This window comes from Dolichospermum circinale AWQC310F, assembly GCF_000426925.1.
Taxonomy (GTDB): Bacteria; Cyanobacteriota; Cyanobacteriia; order Cyanobacteriales; family Nostocaceae; genus Dolichospermum; species Dolichospermum circinale.
Window position 1 is genome coordinate 9,920 of the sequence record NZ_KE384685.1, and the last position, 19,063, is coordinate 28,982.

Genomic DNA, 19,063 nt, shown 5'->3' on the forward strand with positions numbered 1-19,063 from the left:
CAACACAATGCTGCAATTAACATCCTAACTAAAGCACTAAAACAAACTGGCTATGATTTAAGTACGGTGGGGCGCACCGGAACTTCTAACGCTTGTGGAGAGATGACCCTCTACCCAGACTTGGTAACAAGCTTGAGCAAGGTTACTCATTGAAACAAGAATCCCTGTCCCTTTATAGGGCAGGTAGCGTCAAAATTAAAAAGCATCGCAATCATTAATACAAATTAAAAACAATGGGAATATTTGGATTTGGAAAAAAATCAGCTATGCCAACATCCGAGCAAGCACTGCCAGGACGGGACGAAGTAATTCGAGTACCAGCACTTCATTATGTGAACAAAAATCCCCTCAAAGCACCTTTTCCCCAGGGATTAGAAACTGCTATGTTTGGTTTAGGCTGTTTTTGGGGTGCAGAACGCAAATTTTGGCAATTATCAGGAGTTTACACTACAGCGGTAGGTTATGCTGCTGGTTACACACCCAACCCCACTTACCAAGAAGTATGTAGCGGTATGACCGGTCATAATGAAGTGGTGTTAGTTGTATTTGACCCGAAAATAATTACTTATTCCCAACTCTTGAAAGTCTTCTGGGAAAGCCACAACCCCACCCAAGGAATGCGTCAAGGTAACGACACTGGTACTCAATACCGTTCGGGAATTTACGTCTATTCTGAAAATCAAAAACAATTAGCAGAAACATCACGAAATGTTTATCAATTAGCTCTCAAGGATGCAGGTTATGGTACAATTACCACAGAAATATTAGATGCACCTGAATTTTACTATGCTGAAGAATACCATCAGCAATATTTAGCTAAAAATCCCGGTGGTTATTGTGGTTTAGGTGGTACTAATGTAGCTTGTCCCGTAGGTCTTGCGGAAGCGCAGGTAAGTTAGAAGTCTAGAAAACCACACAATACCCTCTGTTAAGACTAAAAGCATTATATCGTAGGTTGGGTTGACTCCAGGAAACCCAACAAGATCCTTGGTAACATTATATTGGGTTTTACTGTCGCTCAACCCAACCTACAACCAACCTACATTGCCTTTTTTATTTTTTTATTAAACTATGTCTTTATTGAAAAGCTCACTAATTGGTTTAAAAGCTGACTCATTCCGTCATCCTCTAGACTTGGAAGCTACTAAAACGCTCAAGCAAATCCCTGGTTTAGATATGATGGTGAGAAATTGGCTCGGTCCAATGGCCGAACAGGTTTTTTATGTAGAAAATATTGCTTCTAGTATTTTAGTAGGAGAAAAACAACTCCCAGAATTACACAAATTATTATTAGAAGCTTGTCAAATTCTTGACATTGAGCTGCCTCAATTATATGTGCGTCAACATCCAGCCCCTAACGCTTATACTTTTGCTATGCGGGGTAAGCAGCCCTTTATAGTTATCCACACATCCCTAATTGAGATATTAACACCAGCAGAAATACAGGCTGTAATTGCCCATGAATTAGGTCATCTCAAATGCGATCACAGTGTGTATTTAACGCCAGTGAATTTACTGATTTTAGCCGCTGCATTTGTGCCAAATATCGGCACTGTGTTGGCACAAGCTATGCAGTCACAATTATTAGAATGGGTACGCTGTGCTGAGTTTACCTGTGATCGTGCCGCTTTGTTAGCCACCCAAGACCCTAAAATAGTCATGTCAGTATTAATGAAGTTAGCCGGTGGTTCTCCCAGTTTAGCACTCCAATTGAATTTAGATGCCTTTATTGACCAAGCTCGTGCCTATGATGACATTAGTAAAACGGAATTGGGGGAAATGGTAAAATCTGCCCGCACAGCCCAATTAAGCCACCCTGTCCCCGTATTGCGGGCGCGAGAAATTGATCGGTGGGCTAGTAGTCTAGAGTACCAAAAAATAGTAAAAAATCACAGTATTAATCATCAAGACGAAACTGCATCCCCAGGAGGTTGGCGTAATTGGTAGGTTATATCTTAGGTTTTGAAACTGATCTTGCTAGATAAATTACCTTTACGCAACATGAATCTATCACCGATTAATTTATTCGCATACGAACAAATGGCAAAAGAGCATCTTTCACAGATGGCTTTTGATTATTATAGTAGTGGTGCATGGGATGAAATTACGCTGCAAGATAATCGTGCTGCGTTTGCAAGAGTTAAACTTTATCCAAGAATGCTAGTTGATGTTAGTGAAGTTAACTTAACTACCAAGGTTTTAGGGGAGTATTTGCGATTACCTCTCTTAATTGCGCCCATGGCCTTTCAATGTCTGGCTGATCCAGAGGGTGAAATTGCTACAGCCTTAGCTGCGGAAATTGCAGGTGTAGGTATGGTGCTGAGTACATTAGCTAATAAGAGTTTAGAAGAAGTAGCTACTGTTGCTAATGGTTTACAATGGTTTCAACTTTATATCCACAAAGATCAGGGTTTAACTAGGGCTTTGGTAGAAAGAGCCTATAGAGCGGGCTACAAAGCGATTTGTCTGACTGTAGATGCTCCTGTGTTGGGAAAACGAGAACGAGACCAACTTAATCAGTTTACCCTACCTGCCGATTTACAGCTTGCTAATTTCACCAATATAACCGGTTTAGAGATTCCCCAGGAACAAGGAGAATCTGGTTTATTGACTTATTTTAGCGAGCAAATTAACCCCGCAGTCACTTGGAAAGACTTGCAATGGTTACAATCTATTAGCCCCTTACCTGTGGTCGTTAAAGGAATTTTACGATCTGATGATGCGGTTCGGGCTGTGGAACATGGCGCTCAAGCAATTGTTGTTTCTAATCATGGCGGTAGACAATTAGACGGTGCGATCGCATCTCTAGACGCTCTAACCCGAATTGTAGCGGCAGTAAACGGCAAGGCAGAGGTTTTGTTAGATGGGGGGATTCGTCGAGGCACAGACATACTTAAAGCCTTAGCACTTGGTGCAAAAGCCGTACTCATTGGCCGGCCTGTGTTATGGGGATTAGCAGTGGCTGGAAAAACTGGTGTATCTCATATCATCTCCCTACTTGAGGATGAGTTAAAGGTAGCAATGGCACTCAGTGGCTGTCCCAGTTTGGAGGATATTGATTCATCAATTGCTGACTAAAAAATTTCTCAAAAAAAATCTCAATACCTATTGCCAAAATCAAAAAATAGGCTATAATAAGAAAGTTACACCCAAGGGCGGGTGGCGGAATTGGTAGACGCACCGCACTCAAAATGCGGCGACCGTGAGGTCATAGGAGTTCGATTCTCCTCCTGCCCATGCCTAGTCAATAACTAAGGTTTGTTAGTTATTGGTTTTGTGTTGATGATTAACAGTTACAGATGCTAATATCAACGCCAATAGCTGATCTATCTGCGGCTACAAGAGGTTTTTCAGTCTTGTATTTAGGGTGAGAAACTACCTATCGGCAATTCTGGAAATCACACAATCATAAATTACCGTAAATAGTAAAAACCATGCTCATCCTAGCTAATCAATTGACGCTAATTTAACTCTTACTCTTAGTATAGTAGTATGAACTATATCTGTAATTATAGTTATATCCAAATCCTCGGAATTTCTCGCCGTTGACTACTACTCCTAGTAAATTGATGGGAGAAGCTTTTAGGGTATCAATAAGTTGCTTTACAGCAGATTTATCCGTTTTATCAATTCTGATAACTAGCACGACACCATCAGTATGAACTGCTACTAGTCTGGCATCTACCAATCCTGATAAGGGAGGAGTATCATAAATTACTAAATCAAAATTCTCAGAGAAATAGTCCATCATTTGACTCATTTTATCTGATGAGAGCAACCGCGCCGGATCAGGCGGTAAAGGACCTGCGGTAATTACTGATAAACCATTAAGTCCCGGCATTTCTTGAATTACTTGGTTGACATCTATATCTGAAGAAATTAAACTACTTATTCCCCAGAGATTATTTAATTGTGATAGTTTATGAATCTTGGATTTGCGGAGGTCACAATCTACAAGTAATACTTTTTTCCCCATGATAGCGGCTGTTTTTGCCAGACTAAATCCCACCGTACTTTTACCATCTCCGGGAAGAGCAGAGGAAATAACTAAAGACTTAATTGGTCGATCAGAATTGAGCAGTTGAATATTATTATATAAAACTTGTAAAGATTCCCAAAATGATCCTTGTCCATAATAATAGCTGGATCGGGAGCGGCGTCCAGCAGAAGTGCTAGATGGTTCATCACTTGCGACAAGAGGGTCTACAACTACTTCTGGTTCTTGGTCTTTACCTATGTTTGTCAGGTTTAAAGATGGATTCCGAACTAAGTTTTTATTAAAGGGAAGAGATCCTAATAAAGGCAGTCCTATCTTATCCTGGACATTTTCAACACCGTGATAGGTATTATCAGTCTGTTCCCGGAGAACAGCAGCACCTATGGCTAATAAAGAACTAGCTACAAATCCCAAGATTAAATTGCGGGGAATATCTGGAGAAATTGGATATGAAGGCTGAATAGCTGCTTGGATTAATTCCCAAGGTAGTTCTGTTTGGGCTATTTCTATTTGCAGTTGTTCACGAGCCGCTAAAAAGCGATTTAAACTTTCATTGGCTATTTGTAAATTCCGCAGGATTTCAGTATATTGTCGAGATAAAACTGGTAATTGATCTAATTTTATTTGTATTTGTTTTTCTGCTTTTGTCAGATATTCACTATCTACTTCTATTTTTTTTATTAGATCCGTGACTTCAGATATTCTGATATTAATAGTGCGTGCGGCTTCTGCCTCAATAATAGGTAAAAGGTTGGCTCTTTTTTCTTGTAAGGTGCGGATAACTGGGTTATCTGGTTGAAATCGAGTTAATTCTCCAGATATTTGGGTGTCTAATTGACGCTGTTGACCAATTAGGGTTTGATAAAGGGGGGCAGTATTGAGAATTGCTAACTGTTCTTCACGTCTCTGTAGCCTGTCATAACTAGCTCTGGCGGCGATTAACTGTTGATTTATAGTTAGTCTTTGTTGTGCCAAAGACTGAATTTGCGAAGAAATTACTTGGGATTGGTTTTCCGGATCAATAAAATTGTATCTTTGGCGGAACATTTGCATTTGTTTTTGCAACTGTCCTAGCCTAGTTCGGATTTCAGGTAGTTTTGCATCCACAAATTGAACTCCCTGACGGAGCTTTGTTTGCCGCTTGTTGAGACTGTATTTTAAATAAAAATCAGCTAGAGGATCTAGTATAGATTTAATTTTTCGGCTATTATCACTTTTATAGCTAACTTGGATTATTTTTGATTCTCCTAAGCGACGAATATTTAAACCTTCCAAAAAGGTATAATAATTAATATCAGGATAAGATTTTTGGATTTCTTTAATAAAATCTCCCAGGAGTTCTGGACTTTTGAGAACTTGAATTTGGCTTTCATAATCTAGTCCAGTTGGTTTAAGGGCATTAGCGAGTCCTACGTCAATTTTCCCTAGTTCAGAGTCACTATTAACAGGTTCAACTAATATTTGAAAGCCGCTTTCATAAATTGGTACTGACTTAAAAGTTGTATAAATAACACCACCCATGGCAACGGAAGCAACTCCTATGATGACAATTGCTCGGCGCTGTAAAAGACCAATAAAGGACTTGAGGTTAAAATCACTAGGCTCTTCTGAAAATTGGGAAAATGTGGGATTTGAAAATAATGTAGAAACAGGAGTGGTATTACTCGGGGAATTTTTGTCATTTGTAAGTCGGTCAAGCATAGGTTTTTTCGCGGTCAATAGTAGGGAAGGTGGAACTGTCTTTTACCTTCATGACTCATAGTTTAGCAACTTTAAACGCTAATCACCAATAACCACTAAAATTTATTGATTAGATGATATCAGATGTCTCAAGCCCTGATAGTATGCGGTTCAGAAAATTCCAAACCCCAATAAGCATGAATTAAAACCCGTATTCCGCTAATTTTTGCTGGTGTCTGATGCTAAATTTTCCCATTCTGCCCTTTTTTTGATTGGTTGAGCCGGATTTCCTGAGTAGATGATATTGGCCTCTAAGGATCTTCCTGTGACACTACCCAATGCTAAAACTGCTCCTCGTCCAATAGTAACACCAGGTCCGACGACTGATTTTGCTGCTATCCAACTACCCTCTTGAATATAAATAGGAGCAGGAATTAGTTGGAAGTTGGGATGATTCCAGTTATGATTACCAGTACAGAGATAAACTCCTTGGGACAAACAAACATGATTTTCAATGGTAACATTAGCTAGATTATCAATCCAGGTATCTTCTCCAATCCAAACGTGATTACCAATGGTCAAGCGCCAGGGAAATTTAATTTTTACTCCTGTTTTCATACGTACACCTTTACCTATGGTAGCACCAAACAGCCTCAGTATGGAAACTTTGATAGATGATATAGGCAGCCAATAACTCTCCACTAGGGGAGAGCCAATGAAGTACCATAAAATTTGTTGACTGTATGGCGCTCCGGGTGTATAATTGCCAGTTGTGTAATTATCTAAGCGCATAAGTAATTGCTTAATATATTATTTTTTCTGCTTCTATTATAAGTAGACTCAGAAATAGTTATGATAAAACTCACTGAAATGTATAGTACCATCCATGCCAACGATCCATAATAGCACCTTTGAGGATGAGACCATAGATGAAGATTATTAAGGTGCGAGGATTTTCTTTTTACGGATGCGATTTGCTTACAGTAGCACTGCGCTATTACTAATTAATAGTACACACCTATTGTGGGAAATCCGCATAAAGCACTATAAGTTTACCTTCGTAAATTGCCAATAGGAGGAACAGCAATGACAGTTACAACGGTTAAAAAGATGACCTTTGAGGAATTTCTTAATTATGACGATGGTACGGACGCTTTATATGAATTGGAAAACGGAGAATTAATACCTATGCCTTCAGAAAGTGAGTTAAATTGTCGGATAGCAACGTTTTTGTTAATTTATTTTTCTAAATTAGGTATTCCATATTACCGATTGAGAATGAAAACAGAAATGGCTGTAAATAGCCGTCAGGTGGGGGTGCGTGTGCCTGATTTAGTAGTGTTTTCTGAGGAATTGGCTAAGATTATGGAAGGGGCTACACGCTCTTTGATTTTAATGGATATGCCACCACCTTTGTTAGTGGTTGAGCTGGTGAGTCCAAATCAAGGAAATCGGGATTATCGTTATAAGCGTTCTGAGTATGCTGCACGGGGAATTGCTGAATATTGGATTGTTGACCCGACTGCCCAAAAGGTGACAGTATTGGAATGGGTAGAGGGTTTTTATGATGAGCAGGTATATGTGGGAGATCAGGTAATTGGTTCTCTTATATTTGCTGATTTGAAGTTAACTGTTGCTGAGGTTTTACGGGGTTGACACTGCTAAATCTCTCTGAGATGTATAATACCATTCATGCCAACCGTCGAGAATACCGCCTTTGCGGATGAGACAATAGATGAAGATGATTAAAGGTGCGAGGATCTTGCGTTTGCGAAGGCGATCGCGGGGAAAAAGGTCTGAATCACGGATTAGACGGATCCCTGACTAATGATTTCTGTGATCATCTGATTTGGGCGATCGCTTCAAAGTAAAGATGAGGTTAAGAATTTTTGCACTAAATCTGTACCTTTCAGATTTCTGGGTATTTTCATTGAATTAATAAAATTTCATTTTTAACAAGATGTAAGTGTATAACTGGAAAGTTCAATTCTTCAAAGTAAAAAGCTTTAACAGCTTCTCGAATATTGGCTTTGAGTTCTTCCCAAGAATCTCCTTGGGTAAAAATGTCTTCGGTGAGACATTCAGTCACAAATCCCCCATCTTCTTCTTGGGAAACTTCAAAAACCAGTGTATTTACCATCAGATTAATTCCTAGTAATAAAGAGCAGGTTATTTGAGCCAATTAATTATCTATTTTCTCTGCTTCTATTATATGTATACCCAGCAATAGTTCTGCCAATACTCTCTGAAATGTATAGTACCATCCATGCCAACCGTCGAGAATAGCACCTTTGAGGATGAGACAATAGATGAAGATGATTAAAGGTGCGAGGATCTTCCGTTTGCGAAGGCGATCGCCTATACTAAGTTCATGCTCTGGTGTTTCTAGAAGTTTTTTACTTTCAATTACCATATAACGATCTTGCGCCCATAACCAACGACTCAATGGTTTGCGATCGTCATGGTGGATGTATGCTGATAATTGATTAGATTTACCTTGTACCACAACTCTATGAGCGTGTCCGTCATCTTGATAAATTGCTTTTTCTCTTTTATAAAGGACTTTTCTGGGTGGAAGTAAAGTACCACGTAAGGGTTTACCAAAAACACAGTATTTAAATCTTACACTATAACTGTCTATATCTGATTCTCTTGGCAAAGATGTAATTTCCCGAATTAAATCATCGGTTAATATATAATCTGCATCTAGCGATAGTACCCATTCTGATGTGATTTTTGATAATCCATAATTGCATTGACTAGCGAAGGAATCAAACTTCCTGGTAAATACTTCTACTTGAGGATATTGAGACAAAATCTCTAATGTTGTATCTGTGCTATAACTATCAATAACAATGATTTTACTTGCCCATTTAAGTTTTTCCAGGGTACGATTAATGTTATTTTCTTCGTTATAGGTAAGGATGAGAGGAGTAATTTGTTCTAACATGAGGATATTCAAATATATTCTTGTTATTGAACTATGGTACTAGAACACAACATACTTTTCCAAAGATAGGGAAATCTACCCGCAAACTTAAACTTGATATTTGTATAGTTCTCTGATTTAAGTAAAGCCGTCATAGTTGGTACGGAAAAGAATTTGATATGACCACCATCCCAAAGAACGGTAAAATGGTTGTCCATTTTCCCTGTAGCAGCCATCACTAGGTTTTTTAAATAACCATGATAGGGTGTGGTTAGGATTAAACCACCATTGGGTTTGAGGCATTTTTTAGCGTTTCTGACTAATTCTTTAGGATAAAATAAATGCTCAATTACCTCAACAGCAATCACAATATCAAAGTTGTCTCCTAGTTCGGGGTATGGTAAGTCGTAAATGCTACCTTGAATAAAGCGACAATTGGGAAAAGTTTGATTAGCCAATTTTACACCTGATTCAGATTCCTCAACACCAACAACCTCATAACCCTGCTGTGCTAGGAAATTGCTCAAGCTACCATTACCACAACCAATATCTAAAATCCGAGGTTTTTGGTTGTTATCGGGGGGGGGTAGCATTTCTGACATCATTTTTATAATTGGTTTCAGTAAATAACCATGATGGTGTCCAGCTTGACTATTTTGATAGGAATATTCGTATTGGTTGGGTGTGGTAGTCATTTGTTCTGAAATGGTAGCTGTATTATTGTGGTAATTAACTGAGTCTCTCAGCAGCGACTCGCGGTTAGACGACAGGTTTACACCAATCCACGCGATTGGTCTTGGCATAATCTTATCAAGACTGATACAAAAAAAGAATCCCTAAATATCTTCTAAATTAATCCCCATTCCTTGCAGTCTTTCAGCTAGTTTAACAGCTTTTTGTTCTGCTTGTTCTGCTCTTTGGCGTTCTTTTTCTGCTATTTGACGCTCTTGATTAACTAACTCACTTCCCCAGAGTAATAAATTTCCAGATTTATCCCACCATCGTAACCAATAACCCTCAAATTCGGCTTTTTTTCCTATCCATACACCCAAGAATAAGTCTAAAGCTTCTATCCAAAAGCGCTGACTTTCATCTGGAGATTCTTGCTGGTATTTACCGTTAACTAAATTATGAACTTCTAAAATTCCAATTTGGGGATGGAAAATCACGTAAGTGGGAATTTTTAAAATTTGTTCATAAAAGTGCCACTTTCCATAGGGAAAATGGGGATTAATGGAATATTCTGTTCCTTCTGTTGCGGATATAAATTCCATGACAATGGCTGGGTTTTCTCCTTCGCTATGAGGAGTGTAACTACGACGGATTTCTCCTGGAGGTAGAGCATGGACAGAAGGCACGTAAACCCAATCAGGTGCTTTGACGATGCTTTTTTCATCCACTGTGGCACATAGACCAAAATTGGAGGCAATCAGCATTGATTCTAGAATTAAACCTGCTAATTCTAGAGACTCTCTTAAAGCAGCAGCGAGAAGGGGTTGGAGGTTATTTTCCACGGGTGCATCTGGTAGGGGAAAATCTGCTGGTAGTTTTTCCCAGGTGATTCGAGGTAGAGTATTGGGGGGACCTAGTTGTAGAACTGTCATAGTCAAGAGCGATCGCTAACAGTGTTAAGTTATTATATTGTTTATTGTTGGTATTTAGATTAGATGGTTGAACAATTCTATTAACGGTGGAATTGGTACTACGCTTAACCAATTTAGCACAACTTTATTGCAATCTGTAGATCCCCGACTTCTTGAATAAGTCTGGGATCTTATATTTAAAATATAATGCTATAATACAGCCAAAATAAACCGCCCATATCAACTATGAGTAAAACATCAGTAAAATCAGTACAAAATCTTTATGAACAGGATTTTTCTCTCTGGATTGAAGATACAATTAACAAGTTAAAAACGCGAGATCATGATAATTTAGATTGGGAGAATTTAATTGAAGAGGTAGAATCTTTGGGCAAAAGTCAGCGTAAAGCAGTCAGGAGTTTTTTGGTGCGGTTATTAGAACATTTATTAAAACGGTGTTATGTACCAATGTCAGACTGTTATCGAGGTTGGGAAATTGAAATACGGAATTTTCGCCAAAGATTACAAATTGAATTAGAAGATTCACCAAGTTTGAAAACTTTTTTGAGAGAAATTTTCGCTAAAAGTTATGAAATGGCATTGGAAAATGTCAAAGATAGTTATCCTGATGTTTATTTTTCCAATCTTTGTCCATTTCCCAATGATGTAGATGCTATATTAACTAACAAGTTTTGGGAAGAATTATAATTTCGTGAATTATATGTCTTGTGCTTGAGATTCTAGCCAATTATTGAAAATAGCGATCGCCTCTTGAATTTTTGCTATAATTGTTTCTGTTTGTTGGGCTAATTCCAATACTCTTTCTTTTCGCAATTGCAGATTATAATTGTGCCGTGCTAAATGTCTAAATTTGCGATAATCATTTAATTGTAATAACAGTGAACCTTGCCATAAGGGAGGACGATTTTCTCCACCAATTTCTGCCATTTGTAATAATAGTTGTTCATGCCAATTTTCCGCTTTTGGTATTCCACCATCTAAAGTCACAGCAACTCTTTCACTAATTCTCTCACAAGCTGTGTAAAAATCACAAATATAACTGGACAAGGCAGGAGTGAGAGCAATTTCTGGAATGGTTTCTGCTTGAGCAATTAATTGTTTTAAAGCTTGGCAATTCTGCTCTAAAGCTATCATCTCATCTTCAATACGGGCTTTTAGGGCTAAATATTTATTAGTAGGCATAGGTTTTTCTTTGAGAATGCGAGAACGGACAAAATCTGGGATTTCTTCTAATGCTACTAAATCTATTTTTAACCAATTAGGTGTGATTTTTTCTAGAAGAGAATAGGCTTCCCATTGTTGTTTTTCTGACATTCCTCTCACGGCTAAATCTAAATCAGATTGCCAATGCCAAGGACTTTCTCCTGATAAAGAACCAAATAATATTACCTCCTTTGCTCCATTTTCTAGGAGAATTTGCCGACATTTTGCAGCAGTTTGTAATGCCTCTTGTTTTCTTTCTTCTAGAGTTTGATTGATATTTTCTGTGGTAATGTTTTCTATCATTATTGTTTAGCCACAACTCTATATATAGTCTATTTTATCATTAATTATTTATTCACACTTTTCTAATTATTCCATAATCTGCCAGGGAATTAATTCCCTGTCTAATAGCTCAAGTCTACTGAAGTGGACTAAATTCTTGTTTCCCCCCAAAGCATCGGGGACTAAGGGGAGTAATTTACAAGTCTTTTACTTGAGATTCTAACCATTGGTTAAAAAGTGCGATCGCCTCTTGGATTTTTGCTATGATTATTTCTGTTTGTTGGGCTAATTCTAATACTCTTTCTTTTCGCAATTGCAAATTATAATTATGACGTGCTAAATGTCTAAACTTGCGATAATCATTTAATTGTAATAACAGTGAACCTTGCCATAAAGGCGGACGATTTTCTCCACCAATTTCTGCCATTTGTAATAATAGTTGTTCATGCCAGTTTTCTGCTTTTGGTATTCCACCATCTAAAGTCACAGCAACTCTTTCGCTAATTCGCTCACAAGCTGTGTAAAAATCACAAATATAACTGGACAATGTGGGAGTGATAAAGATTTCTGGGACATTATCACTTTGTTCTAAAGCATTTTTCATAGCTTGGCAATTCTGCTCTAAAGCTATCATCTCATCTTCAATACGGGTTTTTAGGGCTAAATATTTATTAGTAGGCATAGGTTTTTCTTTGAGAATGCGAGAACGGACAAAATCTGGGATTTCTTCTAATGCTACCAAATCTATTTTTAACCAATTAGGTGTGATTTTTTCTAGAAGAGAATAAGCCTCCCATTGTTGTTTTTCTGACATTCCTCTCACGGCTAAATCTAAATCAGATTGCCAATGCCAAGGACTTTCTCCTGATAAAGAACCAAATAATATTACCTCTTTTGCTCCATTTTCTAGGAGAATTTGCTGACATTTTGCGGCAGTTTGTAATGCCTCTTGTTTTCTTTCTTCTAGAGTTTGATTGCTGTTTTCCGTGGTGATGTTTTCCATCATTGTGCTTAGTGCTGAGTTTATCTCTACCAGTCCCTACTCCCCCTTCCTGTTGACTAGTTGATTTTTTCCAGGAAAAGTTCAATGCTAATTGATATTTGACATCCGTTTGGAAGATAATTAGGGTGTTTTTTTCCATAATATTCCTGTTTGCCGAATGCGATCGCTAAAATGACAATCATTCAATCTTATAATATCTACATCCCTTTCTAAATAGGTTGACAGGAGGCTAATAGCTAAACAATATTGTTCAGGATGAATATTTTCTACTGCGACATCAACATCTGAATGTTGCCGAAATTTACCAACACGGGTTACAGAACCAAAAATGTAGCCTTTATCTATGCCAAATTCTGGCGAAAATTCATCTAACCATTGTTTTGTCTTGACAATTAAATCTTTGCGTTCTTGTTCTAACTTGTAACGGCGCTCTTGGATAATATCATCTAATTTTGGACTGTGCCACTGTTTCATATATTTTTAAGCAAATTCGGCTGTAAATTTTTGTCGTTTTGGACTACCTCCTAGAGACAATTATAGCTTGGAGATGGGGTGCTTGGTAATGGGCATCCACAATAACATAACTGCGGAAATGCTTTTTTCAGTTAATTTTCTTTAGAGGTTGTTTGAAAAGTATTAGATGAACCCGATAATCTCTAGAAACCTAACCCCCCTTCCCCCCTTCCCTACAAGGGAATGGGGGTTTCAAAACCTCTCCCCGCGTCGGGGAGAGGTTTGGAGAGGGGTTTATTTATACATTAAAAACTTTTCAAACATCCTCTTAAAGATCATCTAAATTCACCCCCAAAGCCCGCAGTTTCTCAGCTAGTTTGTCTGCTCGTTGTTTCTCCTGTTCTGCTCGTTGTTTTTCCTGCTCTGCTCGTTGTTTCTCCTGTTCTGCTCGTTCAGCAAAAGTAGGAATCCAATCACCATCTTGATTATACCAACGTAGCCACAAACCTTCTGTATCTTGATATTTTCCTGACCAAACTCCTACTCCTAATTCCAATTCAGGAAACCAGAATTTTGGTTCTGTCAGTTCCACTGCTTGATATTTTATCCCCAGTAGTTGAAATACTCGCAGACGATTTTCATATCTATCGAAAATAATATAGTAGGGCGATCGCAAATACTGTTCATAAGCTTGCCATTTTGTGGGGGGTTTATTCGCGCTCCTTGATGTTTGTCCTAAGTCTTCTGCTTCTGTACCTGGTGATAATAATTCTACTATTAAAAATGGAGCTAATCCTTCTTGCCAAATCACATAACTCCAGCGCATATGTTCTTGTTTTTCAGAAGCAGGCACTCCTAACACTAAAAACCAATCTGGTCTTTTATACCATCCAAAATGGCGCACATCATAATATAAGTTTAAATCCGTACCAATGAACATTTCGTCCTGGGGATAAACCGGAGATTGACAGGTTTCTCGTAATAATTGCGGTTGAAAGTCATGAAATTCGTCTGGCAACCCTGGCTCCTCTGGATTCTCACTAGGTAAATCATACATCGTGGGCAATGTTTCCCAGGGTGGACGCGGATGAATTGTGGACTCTAATTCTTCATCAATATCCTCACTGGGTAAATCATACATGGTGGGCAGGTTTTTTTGTGGAGGTGCTTCACTTTGATACATGATTCATTATCTCCTGTGTTTCATTGCCATCGTCAAATTACCCCTCTTAATCCCCCGATGCTTTGGCTACGGTGTCATTGGTGTCAACTTAACGTAAAACCCATAGCCAGCAACTTACATTAATATAAACTGCCGGGCGCGATCGCGAAGCGCGACCTAGGAATCGCCCACTTTTGAGAAGCATTACTATATAAATCAGGACTTACGCAAAATATCTCTCAAACCCTCTTTTCTTCGTTCTCTTCGTTCCTTCGTGGTTCATTATTCCGTGACTTGTGCGTAAGTCCTATAAATTTCACAGGGACATCACTAATTTTAATCAGGAAGAAATTCTGGATCAAGTAGATCATCAGCAGAAAACGGACAACTTTCAGGAAAAAGATCAGCAGGTAATTCACTTTTTTTGATAGCCTGTCTTCTAGCTTTAACATAAATTTCTGCAATTTCTTGCCAGAAATAGTTATACAACGTTTTAGACTTTAACAATAACTCAAGCTCAAATCGAAAGTTATCAATTTCATTTTGCCAACCTTTGGCACAGTATTCTTTTTCAGAGTTCCAATACTTATACAACAATAAGTGAATCAGCAATTGACGCAGGTAACTGTCAACTTTCCGCCTTTGTTCATTACCCAAACTGAGAATTTCCTCCTTTAAATGTAAAAAATCTAATTCCTCAATGCGATTATTTTCTAGTAATTTATAGGTTTCTTCCAGCCAAAGGAAATAATCTTGTTCGTAAAGAGCATTAATGGTGTTCATCAAAGCACCTAAGTATTGTTTACTCTATTATAGTATTATAGCTGCGATAGCGAAGCGCGACCTAGAAATTGCCCTATCGCTCCAAATCCTTTTTTCAAAAGTCGAGAAACCAAAATGATCGCTTTTTAAGCTGTACTGCATTTAATGGCGTTGCTGAAACCAAGTATGAATTTGGGTGTAGAGTCTATAAATGTTTATTATCTTGAATGATATTTTCATAAACAGATATCATTTTTGAAGCAATATGATCCCAAGTATAATTATCTAATATAAACTGCCGGGCGCGATAGCGAAGCGCTCCGTAGGAATCGCCGATTTCTTGAGATTCTTGAGGATGATTCAGGCAATGTTCAATCACGCCGCTAATTTCCTCAATATCTAGTTCGGGAACGTAACCAACATCATTCTCCTTGATCATAGAAGCTAAAGCGACCCCAGGAGTGACAATAGTTGCTAAACCGGCTGCCATTGCTTCGAGTACAACAACTCCAAAATTTTCAGAATGAGAAGTTAAAACAAATATATCAGATCCTTGCAGTAAAATATCTTTCATTTCACCTGTTACAAATCCAGGACGATGGGTACAATGCTCAAGTTGGTTATTAATCAATAGTTCACTGATTTCGGCTTCATAATCTGGAGAACCATTACCGGCTAATATAAATGTAAACTCCTTATCTTTTATTTTACTCAGAGCAGGAATTAAATAATCTAATCCCTTTTTATAATGTAACCGAGACATAAATAAGATAATTGTTTGCTCTGGAGGTATGTTAAACATTTCCCGTAATTTTTGACGAGATTGGGGAATGTCTGGAGAAATTTGTAATCCTAATGGGATAACAACGGGTGGAACTCCCAAACCTAAAAGTTCAACTTCTTCAACTTCCTTTGTGGAAGTTAGTTGTAAAATACGACTATGTTGAAGATTACTTTTTTCTAGCAGTGATAAATATATCTTTTTTTTCAGTTGACTCTGTTGTAAAGACCATTCACACAGTAAACCATGTGGTTGATTAATATAAGGTACTTGCTTAAATCTAGAAATTATCATTGCTACAGTTGAGGCATAAGAAAATAAAGCATGAATATGTACTAAATCATATTCATGAATATGTTTCCACAGCCATTTCGTTAACTCCCAGGAAAAGGCAAATTCACGGACAAAAGAGACTTGAGGGGAGAAGCGGGGGAAGAACCTAGTAGGAATTTCTTGATACTGAGTCAATTGACATAATGGAACATCTAGCAAATCAGTTCCGTTGTCATTAGTCGTTACTAATTCTACCTTAACTTTAGTATTTTTTAGAGATTGCAGCATTTCCAAGACGGCTTGGCTTGCTCCTCCACGGTGTGGACCGACGGAAGGAATGACATGAAGAATATTCATGATTTAAATGAAAGCTTATGATTGTCGTAATATTGAGCGATTGAATAATTATACTCTCGCTGTGCAAATTCAATCAGATAGTTACCGAGGACAAGATATAAGAAAACTGCAAGCAGTGAGAATGTGAGATTACCTAATAGATAAGCTTCTGAGATACCACCAACTAATAGGGAAAGCAAACCAGACATGACAAAACTACATTTTAGATAAAAGTCTGGTCTAATTTTGGAGAGATGATTCAGCTTGAATATCATTTGTAAACTACTCCAACCAAACATAAACATTGGTATAGCACCTACTAAACCCATGCTTCCCAATACACCCAGCCATGAACTTTCACCAAAGCGCAGCCGATCGCCTACAAAGGGCGCTCCAAATAGGGGATACTTTAGAAATTGTCCCCAATAGCCACCCCATACCCAGGTACGGGTACTAATGTCTAAGTCAGACAATTTGGAAGAGCTTGGGGATAATAGTTCTGATGTATCTAGATCTGTGGGACTGAGGGAGGGTAGAACAAATGCTGCGATTACTGCGAAAATCAATACTATCTGCAATAAATTTCCACCTCGACGGCGGAAAAAAATCAGTAATGAAACAACAGCCACAATTGTACCTGTGCGAGATGCGGTCATGAACAAACCAAAGATTGCCAAAGGCAAAAACCCAGCCCAGATCCACTTCATCGGCGAATGTTTTTCATTATGAAAGAATAGGAATAAGAATGCAGGTATAGTAGCAGTAATCAAAATGGCTGCATGGTGAGGATTGCCCGTAGTACCCAAGAACCAGCCATGAATGAATGTAATGGCATATTTGTCAATTAATGCTTGATAACCATTAGCAAGACCAAAAATTACCCCAACCATGGCGAGCGACCATACCGCTAGTTGAAAATTTTCTTCATTCTGAAGCCATCGTGATGGACCCAAAATTACCATTAACACTAATCCCCCAAAGGTAGCAGCACTTAAAAAAGCAAAACCTACATTCCCATAAAGTAATATTTTGAAGAAAATTACACTTTGAACTAAGATCAGATAAATAATGGGCTGGGGTATGATTTTTTGTCGCCAAATATTTTTGGACTTGAAAGCAATAAATATTAACAACACCAACAAAATTATCGTTAATGGTCGTCCAACTTCACGAATTTGCTGGAGGGGAAAAACTAGCGGTGGGGCTTCTTTGATATATTCATTTGCAAATTTATTGAGAGATGCAGCAAAACCAAAGATAGCTATCAGCAACCATCCTAAGTGGGGGTTACTTTGGTTAGCTTTCATAAGTATAAACAAACCCCCACCTAGCAGCATCAAACCCAAAGGCGTGGCAATAAAATCAATTAATTGATTGACAAAATCCATAGATGCCTAATTACTTTACAGATTTGATGATGCTTAACCAACGCTCTGCCCATTGTTCAGATCCATAAGGTTCTGCAAACTGTTGGGCGCGGTTTCCCCACACTGGCAAATCTTCATAATTATTATGAATTCTCAGTAAGGCTTGTGCTAAGGCATGAGCATCATCAGCAGGAATAATTATTCCGTTATATCCCGAACGTATGACCTCTACTGACGAGCCACATACTTGAGTGCAGACAACAGGTAAACCAGCAGCAGCAGCTTCAACTAATGCTAATGGCCAGGGATCAAAACGACTAGGTAATAAAAAAGCCCCTGCATTGAGCCAAATATCTTTCATGGCCATGGGTTGCACAAAACCTCGGTTTTCAATCCCTGGTTGGGATTGTAGATGAAATTCCAATTCACCTTTACCGCAACAAATTAAATTCCAAGGGTCTTGAACTGCTTGGCGATACTGTTGATATGCTTCTACTAAAATATCTATTGCCTTCTCGTGGCTATAACGTCCTACAAATAAGAAAGAGCGTGGCCAGGCTGATTGGTTTCGCTCCTGCAATAGAGGAGACAAAGCTTGATAATCTATTCCACACATACCCAAAGGGGAAATATTTTTCAATGGAATTCCCAGACGACGAGCATACTGCCAACTACGCTCTCCATTAACTACAATATGAGCCATACGCTGTAAATAAGAATGCAACATCCAACGAGTTAAATATTGCTTCCAAGTACCCCACCAGGGAGTATCCATACACATAATGAATTTTATCTGGCGCAATTGAGATGAGAAAGCTAATTGACGATAGGGTGAATGAAACCATCCACACAGAACTACCACATCAGGATTGTGTTCAATTACCAATTTCTCTATTAATTCTGGTTTATCCCTTTCCTGTAAATCTAAAAGACGGTGAGGAATACCGTGCATTAAGTCATCAGCAAAAGCAGTTTGAGTCCGAGCTTTAAATGCAATGACAAATACTTCTATTTCAGGTATAGCGTGTAATGCTCGCCAGCAAGCTGTCATGTAACCAGAAATATCAGACCAGCAGAAAACAACTTTTATCATGTTCTTTTTTACAAACAATCTTTGTAAGCGCATAGCTGGACTAGCACAAGTGTTGAATCCTGCAATAAAACTTTACAATCTTTGCGTTTTACCCAGGTAAAATCCATGGTCTATTGAGAATAGAGTCATTAATTGATA

General features: G+C 38.3%; 19 protein-coding genes, 1 tRNA gene and 1 pseudogene. 6 read left to right on the top strand and 15 right to left on the bottom strand.

Translation table 11 applies throughout. From position 1 onward, the window contains the following. Positions 1-233 precede the first annotated feature (233 nt). The 4 genes from msrA to ACIR310F_RS0112055 all read left to right on the top strand — a co-directional run bounded on the left by msrA (position 234) and on the right by ACIR310F_RS0112055 (position 3,237). Positions 234-899: a peptide-methionine (S)-S-oxide reductase MsrA gene (msrA, locus tag ACIR310F_RS0112040; RefSeq protein WP_028084048.1), complete on the top strand. Its 666-nt coding sequence runs from the start codon at positions 234-236 to the stop codon at positions 897-899. Positions 900-1,071: 172 nt separating this feature from the next. Further along, on the top strand, positions 1,072-1,947 hold the full coding sequence (locus ACIR310F_RS0112045) for a M48 family metallopeptidase (protein ID WP_028084049.1): 876 nt from the start codon (positions 1,072-1,074) through the stop codon (positions 1,945-1,947). Between the two features lie 54 nt (positions 1,948-2,001). Beyond that, the gene (locus ACIR310F_RS0112050; protein ID WP_028084050.1) at positions 2,002-3,078 is read left to right on the top strand and encodes an alpha-hydroxy acid oxidase; all 1,077 of its coding nucleotides are present in this window, start codon (positions 2,002-2,004) and stop codon (positions 3,076-3,078) included. Positions 3,079-3,153: 75 nt separating this feature from the next. Continuing rightward, a tRNA-Leu gene (locus ACIR310F_RS0112055) sits at positions 3,154-3,237 on the top strand. Positions 3,238-3,466: 229 nt separating this feature from the next. Here ACIR310F_RS0112055 and ACIR310F_RS0112060 read toward each other — a convergent pair. Continuing rightward, complete coding sequence (locus ACIR310F_RS0112060; protein WP_028084051.1) at positions 3,467-5,698, bottom strand: GumC family protein; 2,232 nt, start codon at positions 5,696-5,698, stop codon at positions 3,467-3,469. A 198-nt stretch (positions 5,699-5,896) separates the two neighbouring features. Next, positions 5,897-6,469: a WcaF family extracellular polysaccharide biosynthesis acetyltransferase gene (locus ACIR310F_RS0112065; protein WP_028084052.1), complete on the bottom strand. Its 573-nt coding sequence runs from the start codon at positions 6,467-6,469 to the stop codon at positions 5,897-5,899. A 294-nt stretch (positions 6,470-6,763) separates the two neighbouring features. On the opposite strand from ACIR310F_RS0112065, the gene ACIR310F_RS0112070 reads away from it, so the two are divergent. Beyond that, positions 6,764-7,333, top strand: a complete 570-nt coding sequence (locus ACIR310F_RS0112070) for a Uma2 family endonuclease (protein ID WP_028084053.1) — start codon at positions 6,764-6,766, stop codon at positions 7,331-7,333. On the opposite strand, the pseudogene ACIR310F_RS26840 reads toward ACIR310F_RS0112070, so the two are convergent. The 5 genes and pseudogenes from ACIR310F_RS26840 to ACIR310F_RS0112090 all read right to left on the bottom strand — a co-directional run. Then, a pseudogene (locus ACIR310F_RS26840) lies at positions 7,322-7,459 on the bottom strand (glycosyltransferase family 2 protein); the annotation flags it as partial. The gene ACIR310F_RS0112070 and the pseudogene ACIR310F_RS26840 overlap by 12 nt on opposite strands. A gap of 145 nt (positions 7,460-7,604) precedes the next feature. Then, positions 7,605-7,817: a type II toxin-antitoxin system HicB family antitoxin gene (locus tag ACIR310F_RS0112075; protein WP_028084054.1), complete on the bottom strand. Its 213-nt coding sequence runs from the start codon at positions 7,815-7,817 to the stop codon at positions 7,605-7,607. A 42-nt stretch (positions 7,818-7,859) separates the two neighbouring features. Then, complete coding sequence (locus ACIR310F_RS0112080; protein ID WP_028084055.1) at positions 7,860-8,627, bottom strand: glycosyltransferase family 2 protein; 768 nt, start codon at positions 8,625-8,627, stop codon at positions 7,860-7,862. Positions 8,628-8,650: 23 nt separating this feature from the next. Next, positions 8,651-9,409, bottom strand: coding sequence for a class I SAM-dependent methyltransferase (locus ACIR310F_RS0112085; protein WP_231387511.1), 759 nt, complete (start codon positions 9,407-9,409; stop codon positions 8,651-8,653). Between the two features lie 33 nt (positions 9,410-9,442). After that, on the bottom strand, positions 9,443-10,210 hold the full coding sequence (locus ACIR310F_RS0112090) for a Uma2 family endonuclease (RefSeq protein ID WP_028084057.1): 768 nt from the start codon (positions 10,208-10,210) through the stop codon (positions 9,443-9,445). A gap of 225 nt (positions 10,211-10,435) precedes the next feature. On the opposite strand from ACIR310F_RS0112090, the gene ACIR310F_RS0112095 reads away from it, so the two are divergent. Continuing rightward, on the top strand, positions 10,436-10,897 hold the full coding sequence (locus ACIR310F_RS0112095; RefSeq protein ID WP_028084058.1) for a DUF29 domain-containing protein: 462 nt from the start codon (positions 10,436-10,438) through the stop codon (positions 10,895-10,897). Between the two features lie 9 nt (positions 10,898-10,906). Here ACIR310F_RS0112095 and ACIR310F_RS26265 read toward each other — a convergent pair whose 3' ends face one another. The 8 genes from ACIR310F_RS26265 to ACIR310F_RS0112140 form a co-directional block, all read right to left on the bottom strand. Then, complete coding sequence (locus ACIR310F_RS26265) at positions 10,907-11,716, bottom strand: nucleotidyltransferase family protein (RefSeq protein WP_028084059.1); 810 nt, start codon at positions 11,714-11,716, stop codon at positions 10,907-10,909. Between the two features lie 175 nt (positions 11,717-11,891). After that, a complete protein-coding gene (locus ACIR310F_RS22345) occupies positions 11,892-12,701 on the bottom strand; it encodes a nucleotidyltransferase family protein (protein WP_051289600.1) in 810 nt (269 codons plus the stop codon). Between the two features lie 117 nt (positions 12,702-12,818). Then, positions 12,819-13,172, bottom strand: coding sequence for a nucleotidyltransferase family protein (locus ACIR310F_RS0112115; RefSeq protein ID WP_028084060.1), 354 nt, complete (start codon positions 13,170-13,172; stop codon positions 12,819-12,821). A 307-nt stretch (positions 13,173-13,479) separates the two neighbouring features. Then, entirely contained in the window at positions 13,480-14,334 is an 855-nt protein-coding gene (locus ACIR310F_RS0112120; RefSeq protein ID WP_028084061.1) for a Uma2 family endonuclease, read from the bottom strand. 315 nt (positions 14,335-14,649) lie between these two features. Then, the gene (locus ACIR310F_RS0112125; protein WP_028084062.1) at positions 14,650-15,096 is read right to left on the bottom strand and encodes a DUF29 domain-containing protein; all 447 of its coding nucleotides are present in this window, start codon (positions 15,094-15,096) and stop codon (positions 14,650-14,652) included. 184 nt (positions 15,097-15,280) lie between these two features. Beyond that, a complete protein-coding gene (locus tag ACIR310F_RS0112130) occupies positions 15,281-16,486 on the bottom strand; it encodes a glycosyltransferase (protein WP_028084063.1) in 1,206 nt (401 codons plus the stop codon). Further along, positions 16,483-17,853 carry an O-antigen ligase family protein gene (locus tag ACIR310F_RS0112135; RefSeq protein ID WP_028084064.1) on the bottom strand — a complete coding sequence of 457 codons (1,371 nt, stop codon included), beginning with the start codon at positions 17,851-17,853 and terminating at the stop codon, positions 16,483-16,485. Before ACIR310F_RS0112135 ends, ACIR310F_RS0112130 begins: the two co-directional genes overlap by 4 nt. Positions 17,854-17,863: 10 nt before the next feature. After that, a complete protein-coding gene (locus ACIR310F_RS0112140; protein WP_028084065.1) occupies positions 17,864-18,925 on the bottom strand; it encodes a glycosyltransferase family 4 protein in 1,062 nt (353 codons plus the stop codon). Between the last annotated feature and the right edge of the window lie 138 nt (positions 18,926-19,063).

What these genes read in the sequence shown, in the direction of transcription:
- ACIR310F_RS0112120 (WP_028084061.1), bottom strand. Translation starts at nt 14,334, where the DNA reads ATGTATCAAAGTGAAGCACCTCCACAAAAAAACCTGCCCACCATGTAT.
- ACIR310F_RS0112080 (WP_028084055.1), bottom strand. Translation starts at nt 8,627, where the DNA reads ATGTTAGAACAAATTACTCCTCTCATCCTTACCTATAACGAAGAAAAT.
- ACIR310F_RS0112075 (WP_028084054.1), bottom strand. Translation starts at nt 7,817, where the DNA reads ATGGTAAATACACTGGTTTTTGAAGTTTCCCAAGAAGAAGATGGGGGA.
- ACIR310F_RS0112070 (WP_028084053.1), top strand. Translation starts at nt 6,764, where the DNA reads ATGACAGTTACAACGGTTAAAAAGATGACCTTTGAGGAATTTCTTAAT.
- ACIR310F_RS0112125 (WP_028084062.1), bottom strand. Translation starts at nt 15,096, where the DNA reads ATGAACACCATTAATGCTCTTTACGAACAAGATTATTTCCTTTGGCTG.
- ACIR310F_RS0112085 (WP_231387511.1), bottom strand. Translation starts at nt 9,409, where the DNA reads ATGCCAAGACCAATCGCGTGGATTGGTGTAAACCTGTCGTCTAACCGC.
- ACIR310F_RS0112065 (WP_028084052.1), bottom strand. Translation starts at nt 6,469, where the DNA reads ATGCGCTTAGATAATTACACAACTGGCAATTATACACCCGGAGCGCCA.
- ACIR310F_RS0112090 (WP_028084057.1), bottom strand. Translation starts at nt 10,210, where the DNA reads ATGACAGTTCTACAACTAGGTCCCCCCAATACTCTACCTCGAATCACC.
- ACIR310F_RS0112060 (WP_028084051.1), bottom strand. Translation starts at nt 5,698, where the DNA reads ATGCTTGACCGACTTACAAATGACAAAAATTCCCCGAGTAATACCACT.
- ACIR310F_RS0112135 (WP_028084064.1), bottom strand. Translation starts at nt 17,853, where the DNA reads ATGGATTTTGTCAATCAATTAATTGATTTTATTGCCACGCCTTTGGGT.
- ACIR310F_RS0112115 (WP_028084060.1), bottom strand. Translation starts at nt 13,172, where the DNA reads ATGAAACAGTGGCACAGTCCAAAATTAGATGATATTATCCAAGAGCGC.
- ACIR310F_RS0112045 (WP_028084049.1), top strand. Translation starts at nt 1,072, where the DNA reads ATGTCTTTATTGAAAAGCTCACTAATTGGTTTAAAAGCTGACTCATTC.
- ACIR310F_RS0112130 (WP_028084063.1), bottom strand. Translation starts at nt 16,486, where the DNA reads ATGAATATTCTTCATGTCATTCCTTCCGTCGGTCCACACCGTGGAGGA.
- ACIR310F_RS22345 (WP_051289600.1), bottom strand. Translation starts at nt 12,701, where the DNA reads ATGATGGAAAACATCACCACGGAAAACAGCAATCAAACTCTAGAAGAA.
- ACIR310F_RS0112095 (WP_028084058.1), top strand. Translation starts at nt 10,436, where the DNA reads ATGAGTAAAACATCAGTAAAATCAGTACAAAATCTTTATGAACAGGAT.
- ACIR310F_RS0112140 (WP_028084065.1), bottom strand. Translation starts at nt 18,925, where the DNA reads ATGATAAAAGTTGTTTTCTGCTGGTCTGATATTTCTGGTTACATGACA.
- ACIR310F_RS26265 (WP_028084059.1), bottom strand. Translation starts at nt 11,716, where the DNA reads ATGATAGAAAACATTACCACAGAAAATATCAATCAAACTCTAGAAGAA.
- msrA (WP_028084048.1), top strand. Translation starts at nt 234, where the DNA reads ATGGGAATATTTGGATTTGGAAAAAAATCAGCTATGCCAACATCCGAG.
- ACIR310F_RS0112050 (WP_028084050.1), top strand. Translation starts at nt 2,002, where the DNA reads ATGAATCTATCACCGATTAATTTATTCGCATACGAACAAATGGCAAAA.